Below are 22,629 nucleotides of genomic sequence, written 5' to 3'. Positions count from 1 at the left end.
GAGGCAATGTTTTAGACGCTATCTTATAGTTTTAGGGAGGCAGAAGGTTTTAGTGAAAGAGAAGAAAATTCTCCTCTTTTAAATTTAAAGAAAGCTGCGCATCCTATCATTGCGGCATTATCAGTACAATATTCAAGAGGAGGAATTATTGCTATTAAGTTTTCCTCTTTGACTCGTTTTTGTAAATATCCGCGCAACTCTGAATTTGCAGAAACTCCTCCGGCAATAGAAACTGTTTTAACATTTTTATCCTTTGCCGCTTTAATTAATTTTTCTACCAAAGTTTCAACAACAACCTTTTGGAAAGAAGCAGCAATATCGGCTGCTTGCTGCTTGCCCCTTGCCCCTTGTCCCTTACCCCTATCAACATAATTTACGACCGCAGTTTTTATTCCGCTAAAACTAAAGTCATACGCGTATTCCTTTTCAATCATAGGATGTTTAAATGGTATAGCATAAGGATCCCCTTCTTTTGCTAATTTGTCTATGAGTGGTCCTCCAGGATAGGAGAGACCCAAGACTCTTGCTGCTTTATCAAAAGCTTCTCCAGCTGCATCATCGCGGGTTCGCCCTAAGGTCTCGTATTTACCGTGATTTTTTACATGAACGATCATTGTATGCCCGCCAGAAACTAATAGGCACATGAAGGGAAAGAGATTGGAGCTTGGAGGTTGGAGCTTGCCTGCCCGTCCGGCAAGCGGGGAAATTAGCAGGTTTGCATAGATGTGACCTTCCAGATGATTTATTCCTATAAGAGGAATTTTCTGAGCCCAGGCAATTGCTTTTGCAGCACAAAGCCCTACAATAAGAGATCCGATAAGTCCCGGCCCGTAAGTTACAGCAACTGCATCTAAGTCTTTAAAGTTTATTTTTGCTTTATCAAGAGCTTCCTGAATGATGGGGTTTATAAGTTCAATATGTTTACGGGCAGCAATTTCTGGCACGATTCCCCCATATTTTTGATGAAATTCAGTTTGTGTTGCGACTATATTAGATAAAATTTTTACGCCATCTTCCACAACAGCAGCAGATGTTTCATCGCATGATGTTTCAATTGCTAGGATTTTTTTCATAAATCAAATCGATTCGCTTCGTATTTTTTTCTTAATATATGAATAAAGTTTTCTCCATTACATATTTTTTCCAAATCATTTTTATCTACAACTAATACGGAAGTCCCCATGTTTTGACAAGCTTTTTAAACTGCGCTAGGAATGTTACTTGCAAAATCCCACTTTCTATAAATTACAGGAACACCATTATAATTTGATTCCCCTTCTTGATCTTTACATAAAACAAAAGCCTTTTCTGTTTTGGGATATCTATTCATAAAAGATTTAAGCCCTTTAGGTGCATCTCCAATTTTACAGGAAGTCTTTACTTCTATAGGATAATACTTTTGATTTTTTATCCAAATAAAGTCAACTTCTGTTCCATCTTTTAATCTCCAAAATCTTATCTCTGTTTCAGGAGAAACATGCCGATTAAGCTCTAAAAAGACAAAACTTTCAACCATATGGCCTGCATCCTCTCTCGAATTTAGATTGGCAAAATTTTTAAGTATGGTATTTCTTATCCCCAAATCATATAAATAGTATTTTTTTGACTTTTTAAGCTCATTCCCAAAATTTGTGCTAAAACTATGTAAAGGGAAATTTACATATGTTTGAGATAATATTTCTAAATAATTCTCTATAGATTTTGGGGTAAGGCCAATTTCCCTCGCTAAGCTTGCAGTTGCAACAATAGACCCTTGATATTGAGCTAAAAGATACAATAAATTATTAAAAGCTCTTATATTTTCTTCTTTTATTAATGATTTAATATCTTTTAAAAGATAAGATTGTAAGATATCGTTTAAAAGCATTTTTCTTTTTTCATCATCAACTAAATTAACAAGGCCCGGCAACCCTCCGTAAACAAAATAATAATTGAGTGGATCGTCTTTTATAACCTGCCCAATTTCATTAAATGAACAAGGATAAATTTTATAAGTAATTTTCCTTCCAGCCAAAGATTCTTTTATATGTTTGTGTATCTCCATTGAGGAGGAGCCAGAAGCAAAAATTTTTATCCTTTTACCGCTATCATAAATTGCCTTTAAAATATGGGAAATATTTTTTATGTAATGAAATTCATCTATAAAAACAACATCAAAAGAATTTACGAGAAGATCAAAAACTTCTTCATCTGTTTTATTAAGCTCACCAAGAACATGAGGTTGTTCTAAATCAAAAAAACCTATTCTAAGTCCTTTATTTTCAGCTTCATCTCTAATTTTACGAAGTAAAAAAGTTTTCCCTACCTGTCTGGCTCCAATTAAAATGGTTATGTGAATGTCTTCTATTTCTTTTGAAAGCTCCTTAGCGATTTCCCTTTCTATTTCCATGTTAACTATTATATATCAATGCTACATAATAGTCAATATGCGCAATATTCATTATAAATAAAGAAAAAAATAAGAGACCAAAATATGATAGATTGCAAAAAGAAAGGATTCCAATGGCTGTGTTTTTGGATCGCATGAGGTTTCGATTGCTAGGATTTTGGCCACGCTTAATTATAACATCATAAACTTGAAATTTTCTCCAAGAAAACAAGAGAAAAAGAAGAGTAAGATTAAAACATGTTAGAAATTGCAAAAAAATCTTTTGTGCACATTTACAATTTATGTCCTAATGGAAGTTGTTTTGACATAAAAAAACAAGCGGCAGTTAAAGAAGCGGCCTTGGAAAATAATGGAGTAGCATTGGGAGTTGTTCATCCTCTATATTGTGACTCATATAGATTTTATCCCTGGGATGGAGATCTTTTTGTTCCAAGGTATGTAACCAGAAGTGATTATGACACTTATAAAAAAGGATTAGTAAATTATATTAGCAATTTTCATGGTCCTATTTTAGGTTTTCTTGGAAACTCCTTGGACTCCTTCGGCTCCTTAGGAGTTTTGGGTTGGTTGGAAAAAATAAAAATTCAAGCTCCCTCAACTTTTATAATTTTAGAAACATTAGGAGGGAACCCCTTACCTCTTTTTTCTAAAGAAGTGGCAGGCTCTGAGTTTGATGTTGGAGAAGTAGTAATGTCCAACAATAAAATACATATTTTTAAGGAAGATGCGATTAAATATTGGCAATTTCTTAGATTAATATTAGCTTTTGTCGGCATTGATAAAATTATTCTTACTGGAGAACAGTATGTCCCTTGTGGCACATCTTCTCTTGGGTGTGGGCGATGCCGCCAGGCAATTAAGGAGTGTAGGATTTAATGCCAGAGTATTAACCAAACACACTTTTCCCAATGTAAGAATGCCATATAACAAGCCTGTGTCTTTCTAACTTTTCATCAATTTTATTTTTAGGCGCATTAAAACTATAAGTCGTTTGCCACTTCGCAACAAGCCCGTGTTATAATTAAAGAACAATTGGTAATTTATGCATAAAGCTCTTGGGGTTTGCTTAGGCGCTTCTACAATAAAAATTATAGAATTGCATCAGAAAGATGATCATGTTTTTGTGGCTAAGTGTATAGTTGAACCTCACAATGGTAGCCCTCTTAATAAATATATTCAACTTTTAAAAGAATTTGATCTGGATAAGATCGATTATGCTGCTATAACCGGTAGAAAATTTAAGGAGTTTTTAGAAAGTCCTTCTATTACTGAGCCGGAAGCGACTGAAAATGCGCTGGAATTTTTATTGCAAGGAAAAGAAAATATTGCGCAGGGAGCCTTGAGCTTAGGGAGCGAAAACTTTGTTTTGTATAAGCTTAATAAAAGAGGGCATATTATTGATGTCAAAACCGGAAATAAGTGTGCCTCCGGAACTGGGTCATTCTTTCTCCAACAAATTGGCAGAATGAATTTAACTTTAGAAGAGGCGCTGGAAAACCCTCTTTCCGATGATCCACATAAAGTTTCGGGCCGTTGCTCTGTCTTTTGCAAGAGTGATTGTACTCATGCTTTAAACAAAGGGATCCCTTTTAACCAGGTTGTTCACGGTCTATGTTTGATGATATCAGAAAAAGTTTTGGAATTAGTTGGAAAGATGAAACCTAAAAATTTTATTTTAATCGGCGGTGTTTCCAAAAACCGTGCTGTTGTGGAAATTTTAAAAGGACGCATTTTAAACTTAACTATTCCGAAAGAAGCCGATTATTTTGAGGCTTTAGGCGCGGCTTTTTATGCTTTAAAAAATAAAATTGCTATTTCCAATTTGCGAGACATTAAAAAAACAACAAATTCTTTCAGATTTCTTCCGCCGATTAATAAAGCAAAGGATTTGGTTGTTTTTGGGAATCTTGAAAAAGGGGTTGCAGGAGACGGCGATGAATGTATTTTAGGTTTGGATGTCGGTTCGACAACTACCAAAGCGATCCTTTTAAGAATTTCTGATAAGAAGATATTAGATTCGATATATTTACGTACCAATGGCAATCCGGTTATGGCTTCGAGGCAGTGTTATAAGAAATTATCCTGCCTTGATTTTGTAAAAATAATAGGACTTGGAGTAACTGGTTCTGGCCGATATATTTCGGCATTACATGCCTCTACAGACGGAGTAATTAATGAAATTATAAGTCATGCCACAGCGGCAGCCTTTTTTGACAGAGAAGTAGATACTATTTTTGAAATAGGCGGACAGGATGCCAAATATACTTATCTTGTAAATGGAGTTCCGGCTGATTATGCGATGAATGAAGCCTGTTCCGCAGGAACCGGATCTTTTTTGGAGGAAGCGGCAAGAGAGAATATGAGTATTGATTATTTGGATATAGCCTCTTTGGCCTTGTCTTCAAATAGGGCCCCTAATTTTAGTGATCAATGCGCTGCTTTTATAGGGAGTGATATAAAGAATGCTTCTCAAGAAAATTTATCCAAAGAAGAAATTCTTGCCGGTTTGGTTTATTCTATATGTTTTAATTATTTAAACAAGGTAAAAGTTAACCGTGTTGTTGGCAAGAAAATTTTTATGCAGGGAGGGGTTTGCTATAACAAGGCAATCCCTCTTGCGATGGCAAATATATTGCAAAAAAAACTGATTGTTCCTCCGGAGCCCGGCCTTATGGGCGCTTTTGGTGTTGCCTTGGAGGTTTTAAATAAAATTAATATAGGGCTAATGGAAAAAAGGTCTTTTAATCTTAAAGAATTGGAGGCTAGAGAAGTCTCTTATGGAAAAAGCTTTAGATGTGAAGGGGGGGGAGATGGCTGCGATAGAAACTGTGAAATTAATGTGATTGAAATCAATGGCGACAAATATCCTTTTGGAGGGATTTGTGATAAGTATTACAATTTTAAAAAGAAAAAAAACAAAAGCTTTGAGCCTTATGCACAAAGCCTTCAAAATGTCGGGATTAATCATGTAAGAGAAAGACAAAAAAAAGTTTATGACAGATTGCTCATAAAGGCTGAAAAAGAGCCGCGCCAAAATAGAAAAACAATAGGGATTTCAAAGGCATTTTTAACAAATACCCTTTTTCCTCTTTTTTATAATTTTTTTGACAGGCTGGGATTTGATGTTGTTTTACCGGATCAGGTTGACAATGAAGGGATAAAAAGAGTTTCCGCAGCTCTTTGTTATCCTGCGGAAATGGCCCACGGTTATTTAATGAACCTAATCAAGAAAGATGTAGACTATATCTTTTTACCTCATTTGGTAGAGCTTTATTTGGAGAAAAGCGACAGTTATCAAAAAGAATATCAAAGCACCTGTTTTTTGATGCAGAGCGAGCCTTATTTTTTAAAAAGTAGTTTTAAGGAGTATAAAGACAAGTTCTTAATGCCTATACTAGATTTTTACAAAGGGTGGGAGACCCAAGAAAATGTTTTTGCTTCTTTGGCTTTACAATTAGGTCTTGGCCATCACGTCGCGAAGGAGGCTTTTTTGTTCGCATTAAATAAGCAAAGAGAATTTTTTAAATGGAGGAAAGATCAAGGACTCGAAATATTAAAGAGATTAAAAGAGAATCATGATGAAATAGGAATAGTTGTTTTTGGCCGCGCTTATAATGCTTTTTTAGGTGATGCAAATATGGGCATTCCGGAAAAATTTTCAAGCCGTGGATTGCAGATTATCCCTTTTGATTTTCTTCCCTACGAAGATGAATTAAGCGAATATAAATCTTGCTGGGCGTCCGGGCAGGAAATTATTAAGGCTGCCTCTTTTGTCGCAAAACATCAAAATCTTTACGGAGTTTATATTACTAACTTTAGCTGTGGGCCGGATTCGTTTTTAATTACTTATTTCAGAGATATCATGAAAACAAAACCTTCTTTAACCCTTGAACTTGATAGTCATACCGCTGACGCTGGAATAAACACAAGAGTTGAGGCTTTTTTGGATATTATTGAAAGATCCCGTAAATTAAAATCGGTTGATAATAGTTTTACGAAAAACACTAAACCCCGATTATTCACACCAGAATCAATAACTAACAGATTACCAAACATTACTTACGGTATGAACCCCGATTTCCTAATCGGGGCGAATAATCGGGGTAAAGATGAAATTGTTTTTAAAGAAGGAGAGGTGTATTTTCGTGAAAGCAAAGGGAATGATTATCCATTAAAAAACAAAAGAGTTAAGGTTGTTTTCCCTTCAATGGGACAATTGGGCTCTGAAATTATTGCGGCAGCTTTTAGGGGACGGGGGATTAGAGCTGAAGCTTTGCCGATTAGCGATTTTTCTGTGTTGGTGGAAGGGAGGGCTAATACTTCAGGCAAAGAATGCCTTCCTTTAATTTTATGCTGTGGAGGATTAATGAAGTATTTAAAAGAGAGAGAAGACAAGCATGAATTAACGGCGTTTTTTATGCCGACAACTTCGGGAAACTGCCGATTTACGCAATATTCCGTTTATTTAAACAGGCTTATTGAAAAAGAAAAATTTGAAAGAGTCGCCCTTTTGACTTTGACAAGCGAAAACAGTTATGGCGGGTTTGGAGTAAAAGCATCTGTTAATTTGATAAAAGCCATAATTGTTTCTGATGTGATGGATGATATCAAAAATGCGCTTAATGTGCTTGCTCTTGATAATGTTTTTGCTGAACGTATCTTTTATGAAGAATGGCAGAAAATTATTGCTTCCTTTGAAAGTGGGACGGGAGACTTATACAAAGTATTAAGAAATGTTGCCATAAAAATATCAAAGATACCTTTAAGGAAGCAACTTTCTGAGGCGAAAGTTGTTTCTATATTAGGTGAAATTTTTGTCAGAAGGGATGACTTTTCTTGTGGCCCGCTTATTCATAGACTAAACAAGAAAAGCATCATAGCCAAAAGGGCTCCTGTCATGGAATGGCTGTATTATGTCGACTTTTTGATCCAACGTAACCTGCTCGGCAAAAAAATGAAACTTCAGGAAATGATGACATTTCGCACAAAGCTTATTATCCAGGCTTATCTTGAAAGGAAAATAAAAAAAATAATGCAGACTTCCGGTCTTATTCATTATGAATTGATTAATATTGAAAAAATAACAGAAATGGGAAAATCTTTTGTTAATTTAGAATTAGCAGGAGAAACTATATTAGTAATAGGCGCTTTTTTTAAGGAGATCATGAGTCATGTCCATGGAGCTGTTTCTATAGGTCCGTTTGCTTGTTTGCCTTCGCGTGTAGTTGAAGCAATTTTAGCTCAGGAATCGAGCCTTCAGAATAAAATGATTTTGGAAAAAGATGAAAGCTTTTTAAATTTAACTGCAGGAGATCAACTCCCTTTTTTGGCTTTGGAAGTTGACGGGAACCCTTTTCCACAAATAGTAGAAGCCAGAATTGAAGCTTTTTGTTTGCAGGTGGATAGGCTTCATAAAGCTGTTTTAAAACACTGAACCCCGATTATTCACTCCGATTAGGAAATCGGGGTTCATGCCTAGGGAAATTTCCAACCCTCTGATAGAATTCTGTTCGTCTATGAATAATCGGGGTGAAAAAAAGAAGAGACAAAAAAACTCCCGTCTTCTATAAAAACTATCAGTCTTTGAAAGGAAACGGGAGTTTTAGGAACTAATTGATCATATCGAAAAGCTCAGACCCCATATTAAACCTTACAACGTTACGAGCTGCAATTTTAATCTCTTTTCCTGTTTTAGGGTTACGTCCTTTTCGGGCTTTCCTCTTTTTCTTTTTCCAAGTGCCAAAACCGATCAATCTTACTTCCTGCCCTTTTTTAAGAGCTCCTGCGATAGCGTCAAATGTATGATTGATAATTGTCAAGCATTGGCTTTTTGGAAGACTTGTTTTTGACGACAAATAGCTGCTAAGATCTTGTTTATTCATTTATGTTTCACCTCCTTTGGAGTTAAGTTTAACAAAGAAGCTTGCTAGAAGTCAAGTCTTTTCTGGGGTTTTAAAGAGTGACTTTATTGGATCGAACGATTGGCGGTGTATTTCGCAAGGGCCAAGAGTTAAAATCTTGTTTATATGCTTTTTAGTTCCGTAGCCTTTATGTTCTTTAAATCCATATAAAGGATATAATTTGTCCATATCTGCCATTATTTTGTCTCTCGTTACCTTTGCTATGATGGATGCGGCAGATATGCAATTACATTTTCCATCCCCTCTAATAATGCATTTTTGAGGGATAATTGTTCTTGTTTTTTGTTTCCCGTCTATTAAGACTATGTCTGGTCGCGGAGACAGACTTTCTATTGCAATTTTCATTGCCATAAGAGTTGCTTGCAGTATATTTACTTTGTCTATGGTTTTCTGGTCAACAATTCCAATCCCTATGTCGACTGCTTTTTTTTGGATGATATAAAAAAGTCTTTCTCTCTCTTTTTCTGACAACTTTTTGGAATCATCTAATCCTTTTATCTTATATTGTTTTGGAAGGATAACGGCTGCGGCAACCACTGGCCCTGCAAGTGGGCCTCTGCCTGCTTCGTCGACGCCTGCGATAAAATCCAACCCCTTTTTCCTGAAAAAAGACTCTTCTCTTGCATTAGGCATTTAAAAAGTATAGCATGGAAAATAATTTTGAACTTTCAGATTTTGGTTCAGCTTTAAATTAAGCTCAATTCCCAAATAGGCCAAATTTTAACAAGAGCGGGACCTATAATGTTTTTTTTAGGCAAAAATCCCCAGAATCTTGAGTCTGCCGAATTTGGCCTGTTGTCGCCCATTACAAAATAGGAATCTTTTGGTATTTCTACGGGGCCAAATTTTGCGGGGAATGTATTTGGATCATAATAATTATTATATCTTTCCCCTTTTTCTGCAAGCCTTTTCCCGTTTATGTAGACGATCCCTTTTTTTAATTCGATTGTTTCTCCCGAGAGCCCTATTATCCGTTTAATTAAATCTCTGCGGTTTTTTTCATAATCATATGTTCGAAATACTACGATATCAAAACGTTTTGGATTTTTGTGAAAGTCTAAAATATATTGCCTGTCAGATGTCGGGACAGGATTTTTATATATTGGGTTTGGAATTACATAAAAGAATATTTTTTCTTTAAAGGATTCAAATAATGGATTGGGGATGCCGTACGCCATTTTGTTTACAATTAAACGATCATTTATATTTAGTGTCGGTTCCATCGAGCTTGAAGGGATCCAAAACACTTGCAGGAAAAATGACCTGATAAATATTGCAAGGATAAATGCGACTATTAATGTTTCAGTCCACTCCCATGCCCACTTTTTTATCTTTTCTTTATTGTTTTCCACTTAATGAAGTCTTTTTTGCTTCTTCTTTTATCTTTGTTGCTGCAGACCCTACTTGGTTTCTTAGGTAATAAAGCTTTGCGCGTCGAACTCTTCCTCTTTTTATGACTTGCACATTATCTATTTTGGGAGAGTGTAAAGGGAAAATTCTTTCAACTCCGACACCCTGTACAAGTTTTCGTACTGTGAATGTCTCTCTGTTGCTTCCGCCTTTTTTCTTTATAACGATACCTTCAAACGCTTGCAATCTCTCTTTGCTTCCCTCCACGATTTTTGAAAAAACTTTCACCGTATCGCCTACATTAAAAGATGCAACTTTGTCATTCTTTTGCTTTTTTTCTATCTCTTCTATGATTCCCATCTTAAACAACCCCCATTTTAAAAATCAAAACTTTTATCTCCAAAATGCCATGTCCCGTAAGGATATGGTAGTTTATTTCCCAAACAACCGATCTAAAATTATTGCAACAGCAGCTCTTACAGATAGATGGTTATAACTCCCTTTCCCTTTAATAGGAGGTAAAACATAGTCAACTTTTTGCATAGCCTCTTTTGTTAACCCCCAGCCCGTGCCAAAAATCAATAAAACAGGCTTCCTGTTTTTTTTAATTTTAGCTTTTAATGTTTTATAAGGAATAGAACCTACATTTTTTGCTGATGTGGCAACAATTATAGGATCTTTAAGCTCCTTGATAACCTCTTCAAGATTTTTTTTGAGCTTTATTAGCTTAAAAGCTTCGAATCGTGTCCAATTGTGTATAAAGCTTTTTTCGCTTTTCCAACAGTTAACTATCCGTTCCGCAAAAACAATTTGCGCTGGCAATGGGTTTACAACATAATATCTTGTAATACCATACGTCAGCGCACTTCTAGCAATATCATGAAGGTCAAACCCCGTGATACAAGTCGTAATGACCTTCTTCTTTTTATTATACACCGGATAATGCAATAAAGCAATGTAGACTTTAGCCATTTTTTAAGGTTCCTTCCCCATATTCTGTATTATTTCTTCAAGGATCTTCCTATCTTCTTTAGTTAAATTTGCTTTTGCCAAGAGATCCGGTCTTCTAAAAAAAGTTGATTTTAGAGATTCTTTTCTGCGCCATTCTCTTATTTTTTTGTGATGACCTGATTTTAACATCTCTGGAATTTTCATTCCATTATATTCTTCTGGCTTCGTATAACTTGGAAAATCTAATAAGTTATCGTAAAAAGATTCATTTTTTACAGATTCCTCTTCTTTTACAACTCCAGGAATTAACCTTGCGACGCAGTCTACAAGCGCCATGGCAGGGATTTCCCCGCCTGTTAAAACATAATCTCCCATGCTTATTTCATCTGTAACTATGTTTTCCAAAATTCGTTGGTCTATGTTTTCGTAATGGCCACATAGTACTACAATGTTATTTTCCATTGAAAGTTCTTTGGCTTTTTCTTGAGTGAATTTTTCCCCGGAAGGGGTCATAAAGATTATTCTGGGATTTTTATGGTTATGGGAGATATTTTCTATAGCTTTTAAGATAGGCTCTAACTTCATAACCATTCCCGGGCCTCCGCCATATGTTGTATCATCTGCTTTATTATGTTTATCGGTTGCGAAAGATCTTATGTCTATAAGGTTTATTAAAAGGATCTTTTTTTCTTGAGCTTTTTGCAGAAGGCTTTCAGAAAAAGGCCCTTTAAACATTTCAGGAAAGAGCGTTAAAATATGAAAATTCATGAAGATTTTGATTTTTCGGCGAAAGCGTAAAAAATTAAATTCACGCCTTCGCCGATTAATTTAATTGTCTATCCCGCGGATTTCTTGGACAATGCCATCTTTTACTATGATTTCGGCCCCGCCAACTTTTTTATATAAGTTGTCGCCAACCCCGACGGTTACCGGTCCTTCTAAAGGTCCTTGGACAAATTCTGTCCCAATCGTAAGCTTTTTAGCTTCTTCAATTTTCAACAGGAGATCAGATCTTGCGGCAGAAAGCCTAGCCTTTTCATTTTGAAATTGATTTTTAAAAGCAAGGGCTTGTTGTTTTGCCCCTTTTTCTTGGAGCGACTTCATATGAGCCTGGCTTTGAGATGTCATTTGTTCTTCCTGGTTCTCTAAATTTTTTACAGCCCTATCTAATTCTTTAATAAGATTGTCCTTAAATGCCTCCGTAACAATAGCCTTAACCATTACTACTCGTTTTAATTCAACCTGTTTATCCTGATCTTGTTCAGCCATTATTTACCTCCTTAGTCATAAATTCTACATTTACTCTCTTTTGTTCTTTACCGCCTGCGGCTTTAGCCACCGTTCTTATCGCGTTTGCAATTTTGCCTTCTTTCCCGATAACTTTACCCATATCTGATTCTGCCACCCTTACTTCAACTATTGAGACTTTCTCTCCCAGTGTTTCAGTAACTGATACTTGATCAGGGTTTTCTACTAATGCTTTAACTATATATTCTATAAGATTTTTCATTTTTTATATCCTCCTTGAGCCTTGCTTTCTTTATCTGTTTGGCTTCTCTTGTTTTTAAACAGATTTTTGCTCTGAATCTTTAGCAGGATCTTCTTTTTTAGAAGTTCCTTCTGCCGGCTTAGTTTCGCCTGGAGCTTCAGTTGCTTGAGGTTCCTTTTTGGGTTTACGTTTATGAAGTTTTGATGTATCTACTGGTGGAAGTATATTTGCTTTTCCTAAAAGATCTCGGACTTTTTCGGTCGGAATAGCCCCCTTTTTGAGCCAATATTCTGCTTTTTCTTTATTAATATTAAAAAATGAAGGTTCTTTTAGGGGATCGTATTCTCCTAAGATGTCTATTACGTTGCCTGATAATTTGGATTTTGCTTCTTGTACTACAAAACGATATTTTGGTTGTCCTTTTTTCCCTTTTCTCTGTAGCTTAATTTTGGCAGCCATTTTTTATTAATTCACCTATTATACCTTATTAAAATTTTTACGAAAATCAGCCACTTTCATCTGACTGATTGCGAATACCCTCTCAAAAAATTATAGCATAGAAGAGCTTTTTTGAAAAGAGGAAAAATTGTTAAAAGTTTCTTCGAGAGAATCTCCTCCGAATTTTTCTATAAAGGCGCCTGCCAGTATAAATGCTGCCATTGCTTCTGCCACGACAGCTGCGGCTTCAACGGCACAAACATCGGCTCTTTCGACATGTGCTTTTTCTTTATTTTTTGTTATTAAATCTACAGATTGAAGCGGGTTTGTTAGTGTGGAGATAGGTTTCATGGCGCATTTTAGTACAATGGGTTCCCCGTTTGTCATTCCACCTTCAAGCCCTCCTGCATTATTGCTCCCTCTTGAAAATTTGTTGTTTTTATAGAAAATTTCATCATGGACTTTTGATCCCTGAAGTTTTGCGGATTCAAATCCTAATCCTATTTCAACCCCTTTTATTGCATGTATGCTCATCATCGCTTGGGCTAGGAGACCGTCTAATCTTTTGTCCCATTGCATGCAGGATCCAAGTCCTATTGGAACCTTTTCACATTTAACTTCAAATACGCCGCCAAGGGAATCTCCATTTTTTTTCACATTTTCAATAGCATTTTCAATCTCTTTTTCTGAGGATTTCCCTCCAATGTGGATAATCGAACTTGATATCTTGATTTTGAATTCAGATAAAAACTTTTTACAGATTGTGCCAATTACTACTCTTGCTGCTGTCTCTCGTGCGGAGGCTCTTTCGAGTATAGGTCTTAGATCTTTTTGATTATATTTTATCGCTCCGGCAAGATCTGCGTGACCGGGCCTTAATTGTGTAAAAGGTTTTTCCCATGCTTCTTTAGCTTTATTGGGAATAAGTAGCGCAATTGGGGAGCCCAAAGTCTCTCCTTTTGCAATACCGGACAGAATTTGCGCTTTATCATTTTCTATTTTCATCCTATCTCCACGCCCTTTTCCCTCTTGTCTTCTTCTTAAATCTTTTGTTATGTCGTCTTCTGAGATTTTAAGGTGGGCAACCATACCATCTAGGATTGCGACAAGCGCTTCTCCATGTGATTCACCAGCAGTTAAAAATCTTAACATGTGAGAAATTATAGCACTGGGAGATTGGCCAATCAATGGCCTTCATAGAGGCTGGCCTTGATTGAGACTTTACCCCGATTATCCTAATCGGGGTTCACGTCAGAATCAATAACCAACAAATTTACTCGAGGTATGCTGATTATCCTAATTGGAGTGAATAATCAGGATTTATAGTAATAACTTTATTTTTTTGTTATAATTCCTCACATGAAAAAAATATTAATTTTGGTTTTAATTTCTATTTTTTTGTTCTTTTTTGGACTTGGAATCTTTTCTCTTTGGGAGACCGATGAGGTTATTTACACTCAAGTTGCCAAAGAAATTATACAAACAGGGGATTGGATTACCCTTCATTTTCAGGGATCGCCATGGTTTATCCATCCGCCAATGTTTATGTGGTTGACCGCTTTGACGGGTGCTTTTTTAGGTTTTTCCAATTTTATTGCTAGAATTTGGTGTTCTATTTTTGGATTGATTGGCGTTGTTACAGTCTATTATTTTGGCAGGCTTTTGCATAATGAAGAGAGCGGTTTTTATTCCGCATTAGTCTTGGCTACCTCTTTTCAATACATTTTACAATCTCGTATAGCCATTTTTGATATTCCTTTAATTGTTTTGATGCTTTTGGCTGTCTTTTGCTTTTTTAAAGGTTATAAAGAGAAAAAACAGAGATATTACTCGCTTTTTTATATTTTTATGGGATTGGCTGTTTTTATGAAAGGCCCTATCGGTATTTTGCTGCCAGTTTTTATTATTATTCTTTATCTTTTTATAGTTGGTGATGCTCTTAAGGTTTGGAAGGAATGCCATCCGATTGTCGGAATCATTTTCGCGGGCATTATCGGCGGTTGGTGGTATTTGGTTGAATATTTAATTAATGGGCAGGTTTTTGTTGACAGGGTGATAGGATATTATACTGTTAATCGTTTTGCCGGAATAGTTGAGTCTCATACCGGAAGTTGGTATTATTATTTTCCTGTAATTTTTTTGGGGTTTTTGCCTTGGAGTATTTTTCTTTTTGAGGGGATATATAATCTTTTTAAAGAGAGAAAATCAGCAAAAGAGAATATTTTTATCTTATTATGGATTGGAATTGGGTTTGTCTTTTTTTCCATGGCACACACAAAACTTCCCGGCTATATTATGTCTCTTTATCCGTATTTAGCTTTAACTGTAGGAATTTTGTTTGCAACTAAAAAGAAGATGAACTACTCTTTTATTGCGCTTGCTTTTGTCTCTTCATTGTTAATCTTGTTAATATTTCCTTTAACAAATGCCACCTTACTTAAGGAATATACGGGATTGGGATTTGCACTTGTCCCTATGGTTTTTACAATGGGGGGAGGGGGACTCATAGCAACAATTTTATATTTTGCAACAAAGAGACCTTCTTATGCGTTATATACTATAGTATTATCTATGTTTATTGTTGTTTTTATAATGGTGGTTTATACGACTCCCATTATAGAAGGATTTAAAGCTAACTGGCATTAGGCGTTATCCGCGCCAAGTTTTGGTAAAGTTCAGCCTTTTAATTAAATGAAAGTTGAATAAAGTAGATCTTTCAAGTGAATCAAACAATACATATTCATTTATGGCATGTTCATTGTAACCTTCTGGGCCAAAACCCATGGCATAAACATTATAGCCTGCGTTTTTCAATGACCAATAGAAAGTTTGAAGATCGCTGTTGCCAAACGCATTAAAAAATTCTGGAGTTGTATTTAGGTCGGTTTGAAGCACTTTTGTCGCGCTTTTTATTAATGGGGAATTCTCATCTTGCGCTAGTCTGTTGAAGTGAAGATTAAGTTCCCCATAACCTATGTTTTCCCAGTTGCCTGAGAATTTTTTCATATAGCTATTTGTTCTGTTAACTGCCTCATCCAGAAATCTTTTTACCTCTTCTTGTTCAATAAAAGACCTGAAGATTATTTCAAGTTTTGAGCTTTTGCCATTTTTGAAAAAGAAGGGATTTACGCTGGTGCCTATATTGCTCTCTGCAGGCTCTCTCCATGTTGTCTCTGCTGTGATTTCATAAATAAATCTCATAGCAGCCAAAAGCATTAAGTTTGCTTTCCCTTTGTTCGCTGTAAGCCCCATTTTTGTAATTTTTGGAATACCGTTTTCGATACACATTATTAAGCCTTTTCCATCTTCTTCCCCCGCTTCAATGCAAGAAGGAAAATATCCCGACCTTGAAAAAAAGGCAAAATATTGTTGTACTGCGTAAGCAAGAGAATGATCTTGCAATCCATTATTAATATTAAAGAGACCTGTGTGTCCTCCATTGCTTCTGAATGTGTGAATTATATCTGTTATTCCAAATTCATCTGACAAATTTAACTGAGGCAGTTTTAGTGCGTAAGTCCCTGCCATTCTTCGCCTGTTTACTATCTTTGATTGAGTTGATTCCAACTCGACTAAATTTATTTGGCTGTCTTGAGGAAATTTGTTGGAAGAAATTAAGTAATCCGCGATTTCTTGCGCGCCGAATTGGCCCATAATTTCTTCAAGAGAGACAATGATTATATCTATTGCTATGTTGGCAGGAAAATCTCCGATTATTTTTTTGTACATTTCTAAAGCTGTTAAAAGTGTTGCTATCCCTCCCTTCATATCTGATGTCCCTCTCCCATAAATCTTATTTCCTTCTTGTGTTGCAATAAAAGGATTGCTTATCCATCCGTTTCTGTCCGCGTAAACCACATCGTAATGTCCCGTAAATATTAATCGGGTTTTAATTTCTCTCTTTGGGTCAGTAGTTCCGTATAAACTGTAAAATGTTGCATTTGGATTAATCCCTGTTGTTGCACAGAAATCAATCCATTTATTGTTTTTACTTTGAGGAGTGGTAAATATTTCCGTCCTTATTCCTAATTGCAGAAGAGAAGCTTCTAAATAATTTTTGCATTCTATTTGATCTGCTAAATATCGTTGATGTTGCCTATGCATTACTTTGGGATCTATCGTTTGAAATCTTACTAAAGAATTAAGATGCTCAAGAATCTTTCTTTGATATTCAGACGCAAGCACAATCCTTTTTGTTGTGGAAGGGTAAGACACTGTTTTATCCTTTTCTTATATGATTTGTTTATTTATCTTAAGTTGTTATTAAAAAATTTCACTCTTTTTCATGTTATAATTATAAAAAGAAAGATCAAGGGTTTAAGGGGCCGATAAAAAATCTGTAAACCTTTTAGTCCCGAGGAGGCAATAATATGCGAAGCAATAATATTAAAAAAATGGGGCCGTCGAGAGCTCTTCTCCATGCGACGGGCGTTTCACCGCAGGAAATGGATAAGCCTTTTATAGGGCTCGCATCTTCATTTACCGATTTAGTCCCAGGGCATGTTGATATGAGAAGCTTAGAGAGGGCAATTGAAAAAGGGATCCACGCAGGAGGTGGAATCTCTTTCACTTTTGGGCTTCCGGCTATTTGCGACGGCATTGCTATGGGCCATAAGGGAATGCACTATTCTCTTCCTTCCCGCGAGCTTATTGCTGATACTGTTGAGAGCGTTGCAGAAGCTCATCAATTGGATGGGCTTATCCTTTTAACAGCTTGCGATAAAATAACTCCGGGGATGCTTATGGCGGCGGCCCGCTTAAACATTCCAACAATTGTTGTAACAGCGGGGCCTATGATGACAGGTTGTTATAAAGGGAGCAGACTGGATCTTGTCCACGACACATTTGAAGCTGAAGCGGCTTATAAACAAAAGAAAATTTCTAAACTTGATTACGATAACCTCATCTTGAATTCCTGCCCAGGGGCAGGCTCTTGTTCAGGGCTTTTTACTGCAAACACAATGGCTTGTGCCACAGAGGCAATGGGGATGTCACTTCCTTTTTGTGGAACTTCTCTTGCGGTCTCTTCGAAAAAGAAGATGATTGCTTATGAAAGCGGCAAAAGGGTTGTCGATCTTGTAAAAGAAGATTTAACACCGAAAAAAATTATGAACCTCAATGCGTTTATAAACGCGATCAGAATCGACATGGCTCTAGGAGGTTCGACAAACGCTGTTTTACATTTAACTGCGATTGCCCATGAAGCAGGAGTTGAACTTCCACTGGATCTTTTTGACAAAATAAGCAAAGAGACTCCTCATATTGCAAGCATCCGCCCGGGCGGGGATAATTTTATGGAAGATTTTGAAAATGCGGGTGGAATTCCTGCCGCTTTTTCTGTTTTGAATAAAATGCTCAAAAATAATCCTACTGTTTCAGGGCTGACAGTAAAACAAATCGCAAAAGAGGGAATAGTTTACAATTCTCAAGTTATCCGCTCTCTTGATAATCCGTATCACGCGCAAGGAAGCCTTGCGGTTTTAAAAGGAAATCTTGCGCCGGAAGGGGCTGTTGTGAAACAGACTGCCGTTTCTCCAAAAATGATGCAATTTAAAGGGATTGCGAAGGTTTTTGATTCAGAAGACGCAGCTCAAAAGGCAATTTTATCCGGCAAAATAAAAGCGGGGGATGTTGTTGTAATACGTTATGATGGGGCTTTCAGAATCTGTTGCATTAATTACAGACGGGAGATTTTCCGGAGGTACTCGTGGTCCATGTATTGGACATGTATCTCCTGAAGCGGCATCCTACGGGCCTATTTCTGCTGTAAAAGATGGAGATATTATAGAAATAGATATTCCCAACAGAAAAATCGAAGTTGAAATTTCAAAAGATGAAATGAGTAAACGCCTTTCAAAAGTTAAGCCTCATGAACCCAAGATTAAAACCGGCTGGCTTTCAAGATATGCAAGATTTGTAACATCGGCATCAACTGGGGCAGTGTTAAAAGCGTAAGTGTGAAGGGATTTTTGAGGGTTAAAAGTTGCAGGCCTTTACAATAACTATATCTAAGTCACCGTTTGAATAATTTCTTGAATCAGTATATCCGGCGCCAAATAAATAATTTGAAGGCCCCAATAATCCTGAATTAAAACATTCTTCTCCGGATTCCCCAAATAGGAAGTAGTTATTTTGTTCCCCTAAACTTCCTATATTCAACATCAACGCATCAGAGTATGCGCCATCAAAAGCATCTCCTGAATTTGTCTTGCCAAAGATCATAAATCCTGAAACTGTTTTTACTACGGCTTTTCCATTATCAAAATTATTTCCGCCATAAAATTTTCCGTATACCGGCAAATCGCCGGTCTCATCTATCCACAATGCGTTTCCATTTTTGTCTGTTTTTATTGCCCAAATATTCCCGTCCTCTGGTCCGTATGAGTATGTTCTTCCAACAGCAACAAATCCATCCGCAATTTCGATGACATCATATAACTCTTCATTATTTCTTCCTCCAAGGGCGTAATTTGCCCATACAAGAGTTCCAGTTGAATCTATTTTCATGAGAAAACCATTGCGATAGCTCTTGTCGGGATAATTTGTATCTCCAGCGATTATAAACCCTCCATCACTGGTTGCTAAAATGGCTTCCGGATTTTCCTGGCAATCTGAAAGGCCAAGGTTATTTGTCCAAACTATATCTCCGTTATGATCTAGTTTTATTACATAAGTATCTGATGAGTGGGTGTTAAGGGCTGTTGCAATATATGCAGGTTTGCCATTTTTTTCAGTAATGACGACCCCTCTGCCAATATAGTTATAAGCTTGGGTTTCATTAATTTTTTTCTCCCAAAGAAGAAGCCCGTCTTCATTAATTCTTATAAACCATAAAGCTTCCCCAACCTCAACTGACCTTGTTCCTCCAAAAACCATAAAGCCCCCCTCATTAGGGACATGTGCTACTGACATCCCATAGTCATCATAAAGCCCTCCAATGACTATAGGCCAATTGTTATTTTGTATTATATTCCCGTCTAAGTCGGTAGTGAACAAGATTACATCTTTGCCTCCACTGCCATATGATTTAGTATAACCGGTTCCTACATAACCGGCTAAAGACCCATCTGCTTTATAATAAGGAGCAAGAGCTTCTGCGCTATCTGAAGATTCCCCTCCATAAGTTGAGGAATGAGGATCATCTATTATTCCATTGCAATCATTATCAAGGCGGTCACAAATTTCTTCTGCTCCTGGATGTATACTGCTATCTTTATCGTTGCAATCATGAGCGTTTTCTGCATATCCATCAGGGACTGTACACCCAGCGGTAGCATTGTAAGGATCTCCATAGTTGTCACCGTCTTCATCTCTATAAAAACTGGTAGTAGCAACCTCATCAATCATGCCGTCGCAATCGTTGTCCACTTGATCGCAAACTTCTTGAGCGCTTGGGTTTATGATGGGATTGTCATCGTTGCAATCTCCAGAGGCTTGGATATATCCATAAGGTTGCGTGCAAGCTAAAATTGAATTATAAATATCCCCATATAAATCTAAATCTTTGTCCGGGTAATATTGATAAGATGCAGCTCCATCATCAATTACTCCATTACAATTATCATCTATTCCATTACATGTTTCTCCGATGCTAGGATTAATATATGGATTATTGTCATCGCAATCTTCTGAATTATAAACATAGCCCATAGGAGAAGCGCAAGCTGTGGCGCTTGAATATGGGGAACCATAATTATCTCTATCCGCATCTAAATAATATGTGTTTTTGCCGTCTTCATCAATCTCTCCGTCACAGTCATTATCTAAATTATCGCATGTTTCGGAAGCTCCCGGAAAAACTGCTTTATTTGTATCATTGCAATCTAAATTATTGGTGACGTAAAGACTGTTTGGCGGAATACAAGCTTGCTCAGGAATGGCATCAGGATTCCCAAAGAGATCTTGGTCCGCATCTATATAATAATTAATTGTAACTCCTTCATCAATTTTGCCATTGCAATTTTCGTCCCCTCCATTGCAAATTTCTTGTGCGCTTGGATTTATAACCGAATTGTTATCATCACAATCTGTTCCGCCTTGGATCAAATCAGAGGTGGCGCCATCTCTGTCTACATCAACAAGATCCAATCCATTACAATCTTGATCTAAGCTATCATACGGAATTTCATTAGCGCCTGGATATGTATTGGGGTCTTTATCATTGCAGTCCTGTACTTCAACACATTGTAGATCAATTTTTGGATTAAAATATTGATTTTGGACAAAATATTGATCACCATCAATGTCTTCACAACCAGACATTTTTTGTATGGCTGTTGTATCTCCGCAAGCAGCCAACAGAGAAGTTCCTCCAATTAATAATGCTCCTCCGATGGAAAGAGGTTTCGCGGTTCGGGTCCCATTAGTTTTGTGCAAAGAAGTTTTGAGTATGGGTATATTTAATATTAAACCTATAAGTTTGTTCACTATATTTTATTATCGCTCTTATAATAAAAAATTTCAGATTATTTTTATTTCAAAGCTTTTTTATAATGCTCTTTTTTGTAAAATTTGTCTTGTCTTTACCCAGATTATTCACCCCGATTAGGATAATCGGGGTTCATGCCAGAAGGAATTTTGCACAGTTTGTTGATTTCTGAGTTAATCGTGGTTTACTATGAGGGATTGTTGTGTAATACCAAGTTTTGCGATTTGTCATCCCAGCGAAAGCGGGGTCATTAAAAATTTAATCTGAAATTATTTTTTTTGAGAGGCGATAAGTGACCATAGGAGTTCTGTTTTTTAATTTTTAGGAGGAGATAAAATGGCTTTAAATGCTGTGGGTGATAAGGTTTCTACTCAGTGGTATCGAGGGATAGGCTCGACAGCCGGTATGTTTAGAGGGAATGAATCTGCTGCTATAGAAGGGGCCTATAGGCGAGGGAAGGGGACAACCTCTTTATTCTTACTTGGGAAGAGTGTCAACTTTGAATATAAGCTTGCTTTCATCAGAAAATCAGATGCTGAATTTTTGAAGGTCTTAGGAGAGAGAAAAAAATTGTTAGAGAGACAAAAAGAAGAAGTGAAGACATTCCTCTTTGACAGGCGAGGCCGCACAATGGATTCACGGTTTCATGATGAAATTAAAAAAAATTTTGGAGAAGAGTATAGCACCTTGGTTGGTTCTATGAGTGGTATAGTTGTAACTGGTGTAGTACAAGGGATAGCAAACGCAGTTGATTCCCAGATCATAGAAGCAAATAAAATAAAATGGCATAGCGCGATGAAAGAGATAGAAGCAGGCTTAAAAGATGTCAAATGGGAATTCCCTTTACATATGCTTGGCAGGGAGCTTTGTCATAAAGAAACAGCTAGCTTAAGGGATTTTGGTTTTATAGAAATTAATCTTAATGAAGTTGTTGCCGCATTTAGGCCTGAAATATATTCAGATGCGGAAGAGGATGACAGAGGATCTGCAAAAACGACAGTTGTTAACCTTGCTGATGTAATGGGAGGAAGGGATTGCTCTGCGATGACGGGTTTTTCTGGTAGCGAAACCCGCTTGTTGAAATTGCCTGAAAAGCCGAGAAGAGCGAAAGATCTCGGCACAGAAACTCGAATTATAGATGCTAGAGAGTTTAGGGCGGCACAAACTAAAAGATATAACCAGCCAGTCCCAGCTGCTCAAGCTTCCTTACCTATTGATACCAGAGCAGAGACGCGTGTATTAAAGGTTCCCGGGGCAGCACGTCCCGTATTTAGTGATTTTGCAAAAATGCATAAGGGGTGGTTTTGGAGAGTTCGACAGATTTTTGGCGGAAAAAAAGATTAACCCCGATTATTAACCCCGATTATCCTAATCGGGGTTAATTTTTGTTTATAAAATCAATAATTTTTCCTGCGATCTTCGAAAGAACTGGCGGATTGCCAAGTTTTTGCAGAAGTTTTTTGTTGTCCAGCCTTTTTTGGGATTTTAAAATTTCTATTGCTTTATCTGCTATAATATCTGGCCTTGCTTTGCTTTGAACAAATTCAGGGACAAGCTCGTAATTAAGCAAAATATTTGGCATGCTAAAAAACTTTATTTTTTTATCTATCCTTAAAATATACTTTCCTATCCAATAGGTTAACGGATTTACCATATATGCCAT

The 22,629-nt window shown here is 36.7% G+C and carries 20 protein-coding genes and 1 pseudogene; 6 read left to right on the top strand and 15 right to left on the bottom strand.

All coding sequences use genetic code 11. The features are described from left to right. Positions 1–23: 23 nt before the first annotated feature. On the bottom strand, positions 24–1,073 hold the full coding sequence (locus tag A2290_04200; protein OGC13978.1) for a tRNA (adenosine(37)-N6)-threonylcarbamoyltransferase complex transferase subunit TsaD: 1,050 nt from the start codon (positions 1,071–1,073) through the stop codon (positions 24–26). Positions 1,074–1,198: 125 nt separating this feature from the next. Further along, a complete protein-coding gene (locus tag A2290_04195) occupies positions 1,199–2,389 on the bottom strand; it encodes a hypothetical protein (GenBank protein OGC13977.1) in 1,191 nt (396 codons plus the stop codon). 237 nt (positions 2,390–2,626) lie between these two features. Between A2290_04195 and A2290_04190 the strand changes: the two genes are divergently transcribed. Beyond that, positions 2,627–3,265 carry a hypothetical protein gene (locus tag A2290_04190; protein ID OGC13976.1) on the top strand — a complete coding sequence of 213 codons (639 nt, stop codon included), beginning with the start codon at positions 2,627–2,629 and terminating at the stop codon, positions 3,263–3,265. Positions 3,266–3,431: 166 nt separating this feature from the next. Next, on the top strand, positions 3,432–7,823 hold the full coding sequence (locus tag A2290_04185; protein ID OGC13975.1) for a hypothetical protein: 4,392 nt from the start codon (positions 3,432–3,434) through the stop codon (positions 7,821–7,823). Positions 7,824–7,998: 175 nt separating this feature from the next. Here A2290_04185 and A2290_04180 read toward each other — a convergent pair whose 3' ends face one another. From A2290_04180 to A2290_04135, 10 genes are all read right to left on the bottom strand, one after another. Further along, entirely contained in the window at positions 7,999–8,271 is a 273-nt protein-coding gene (locus tag A2290_04180; protein ID OGC13974.1) for a DNA-binding protein HU, read from the bottom strand. A 51-nt stretch (positions 8,272–8,322) separates the two neighbouring features. Then, complete coding sequence (locus tag A2290_04175) at positions 8,323–8,943, bottom strand: ribonuclease HII (GenBank protein ID OGC13973.1); 621 nt, start codon at positions 8,941–8,943, stop codon at positions 8,323–8,325. Positions 8,944–8,996: 53 nt separating this feature from the next. Beyond that, positions 8,997–9,662, bottom strand: a complete 666-nt coding sequence (locus A2290_04170) for a signal peptidase I (GenBank protein OGC13972.1) — start codon at positions 9,660–9,662, stop codon at positions 8,997–8,999. Beyond that, on the bottom strand, positions 9,649–10,020 hold the full coding sequence (locus A2290_04165) for a 50S ribosomal protein L19 (protein OGC13971.1): 372 nt from the start codon (positions 10,018–10,020) through the stop codon (positions 9,649–9,651). The genes A2290_04170 and A2290_04165 overlap by 14 nt, the downstream gene beginning before the upstream one ends. Before the next feature lie 72 nt (positions 10,021–10,092). Next, entirely contained in the window at positions 10,093–10,632 is a 540-nt protein-coding gene (locus A2290_04160) for a hypothetical protein (protein OGC13970.1), read from the bottom strand. 3 nt (positions 10,633–10,635) lie between these two features. Continuing rightward, positions 10,636–11,379, bottom strand: a complete 744-nt coding sequence (locus A2290_04155; GenBank protein OGC13969.1) for a tRNA (guanosine(37)-N1)-methyltransferase TrmD — start codon at positions 11,377–11,379, stop codon at positions 10,636–10,638. Between the two features lie 60 nt (positions 11,380–11,439). After that, entirely contained in the window at positions 11,440–11,880 is a 441-nt protein-coding gene (locus A2290_04150) for a hypothetical protein (GenBank protein ID OGC13968.1), read from the bottom strand. Beyond that, positions 11,873–12,121 carry a hypothetical protein gene (locus A2290_04145; protein ID OGC13967.1) on the bottom strand — a complete coding sequence of 83 codons (249 nt, stop codon included), beginning with the start codon at positions 12,119–12,121 and terminating at the stop codon, positions 11,873–11,875. Before A2290_04145 ends, A2290_04150 begins: the two co-directional genes overlap by 8 nt. Positions 12,122–12,175: 54 nt before the next feature. Then, on the bottom strand, positions 12,176–12,559 hold the full coding sequence (locus tag A2290_04140; protein ID OGC13966.1) for a 30S ribosomal protein S16: 384 nt from the start codon (positions 12,557–12,559) through the stop codon (positions 12,176–12,178). A 90-nt stretch (positions 12,560–12,649) separates the two neighbouring features. Next, a complete protein-coding gene (locus A2290_04135; GenBank protein OGC13987.1) occupies positions 12,650–13,690 on the bottom strand; it encodes a chorismate synthase in 1,041 nt (346 codons plus the stop codon). Between the two features lie 207 nt (positions 13,691–13,897). Here A2290_04135 and A2290_04130 point away from each other — a divergent pair, with 207 nt between their 5' ends. Beyond that, positions 13,898–15,184: a hypothetical protein gene (locus tag A2290_04130; protein OGC13965.1), complete on the top strand. Its 1,287-nt coding sequence runs from the start codon at positions 13,898–13,900 to the stop codon at positions 15,182–15,184. A 3-nt stretch (positions 15,185–15,187) separates the two neighbouring features. Here the strand turns inward: A2290_04130 and A2290_04125 are convergent, their stop codons facing one another. Then, positions 15,188–16,753, bottom strand: coding sequence for a hypothetical protein (locus A2290_04125; GenBank protein OGC13964.1), 1,566 nt, complete (start codon positions 16,751–16,753; stop codon positions 15,188–15,190). Positions 16,754–16,908: 155 nt separating this feature from the next. Between A2290_04125 and A2290_04120 the strand changes: the two are divergent. Further along, positions 16,909–18,493: pseudogene (locus A2290_04120) on the top strand (dihydroxy-acid dehydratase). A 21-nt stretch (positions 18,494–18,514) separates the two neighbouring features. On the opposite strand, the gene A2290_04115 reads toward A2290_04120, so the two are convergent. Beyond that, entirely contained in the window at positions 18,515–20,800 is a 2,286-nt protein-coding gene (locus A2290_04115) for a hypothetical protein (GenBank protein ID OGC13963.1), read from the bottom strand. 7 nt (positions 20,801–20,807) lie between these two features. Between A2290_04115 and A2290_04110 the strand changes: the two genes are divergently transcribed. Next, positions 20,808–21,086: a hypothetical protein gene (locus A2290_04110; GenBank protein OGC13962.1), complete on the top strand. Its 279-nt coding sequence runs from the start codon at positions 20,808–20,810 to the stop codon at positions 21,084–21,086. Positions 21,087–21,302: 216 nt separating this feature from the next. Next, positions 21,303–22,310, top strand: a complete 1,008-nt coding sequence (locus A2290_04105) for a hypothetical protein (GenBank protein OGC13961.1) — start codon at positions 21,303–21,305, stop codon at positions 22,308–22,310. Positions 22,311–22,344: 34 nt separating this feature from the next. Here the strand turns inward: A2290_04105 and A2290_04100 are convergent, their stop codons facing one another. Further along, complete coding sequence (locus tag A2290_04100) at positions 22,345–22,629, bottom strand: hypothetical protein (GenBank protein ID OGC13960.1); 285 nt, start codon at positions 22,627–22,629, stop codon at positions 22,345–22,347.

The organism is candidate division WOR-1 bacterium RIFOXYB2_FULL_36_35, assembly GCA_001771505.1.
In the GTDB taxonomy this organism is placed as follows: domain Bacteria; phylum Margulisbacteria; class WOR-1; order XYC2-FULL-46-14; family XYC2-FULL-37-10; genus XYB2-FULL-36-35.
This window is presented reverse-complemented; position numbering and strand designations above follow the sequence as displayed.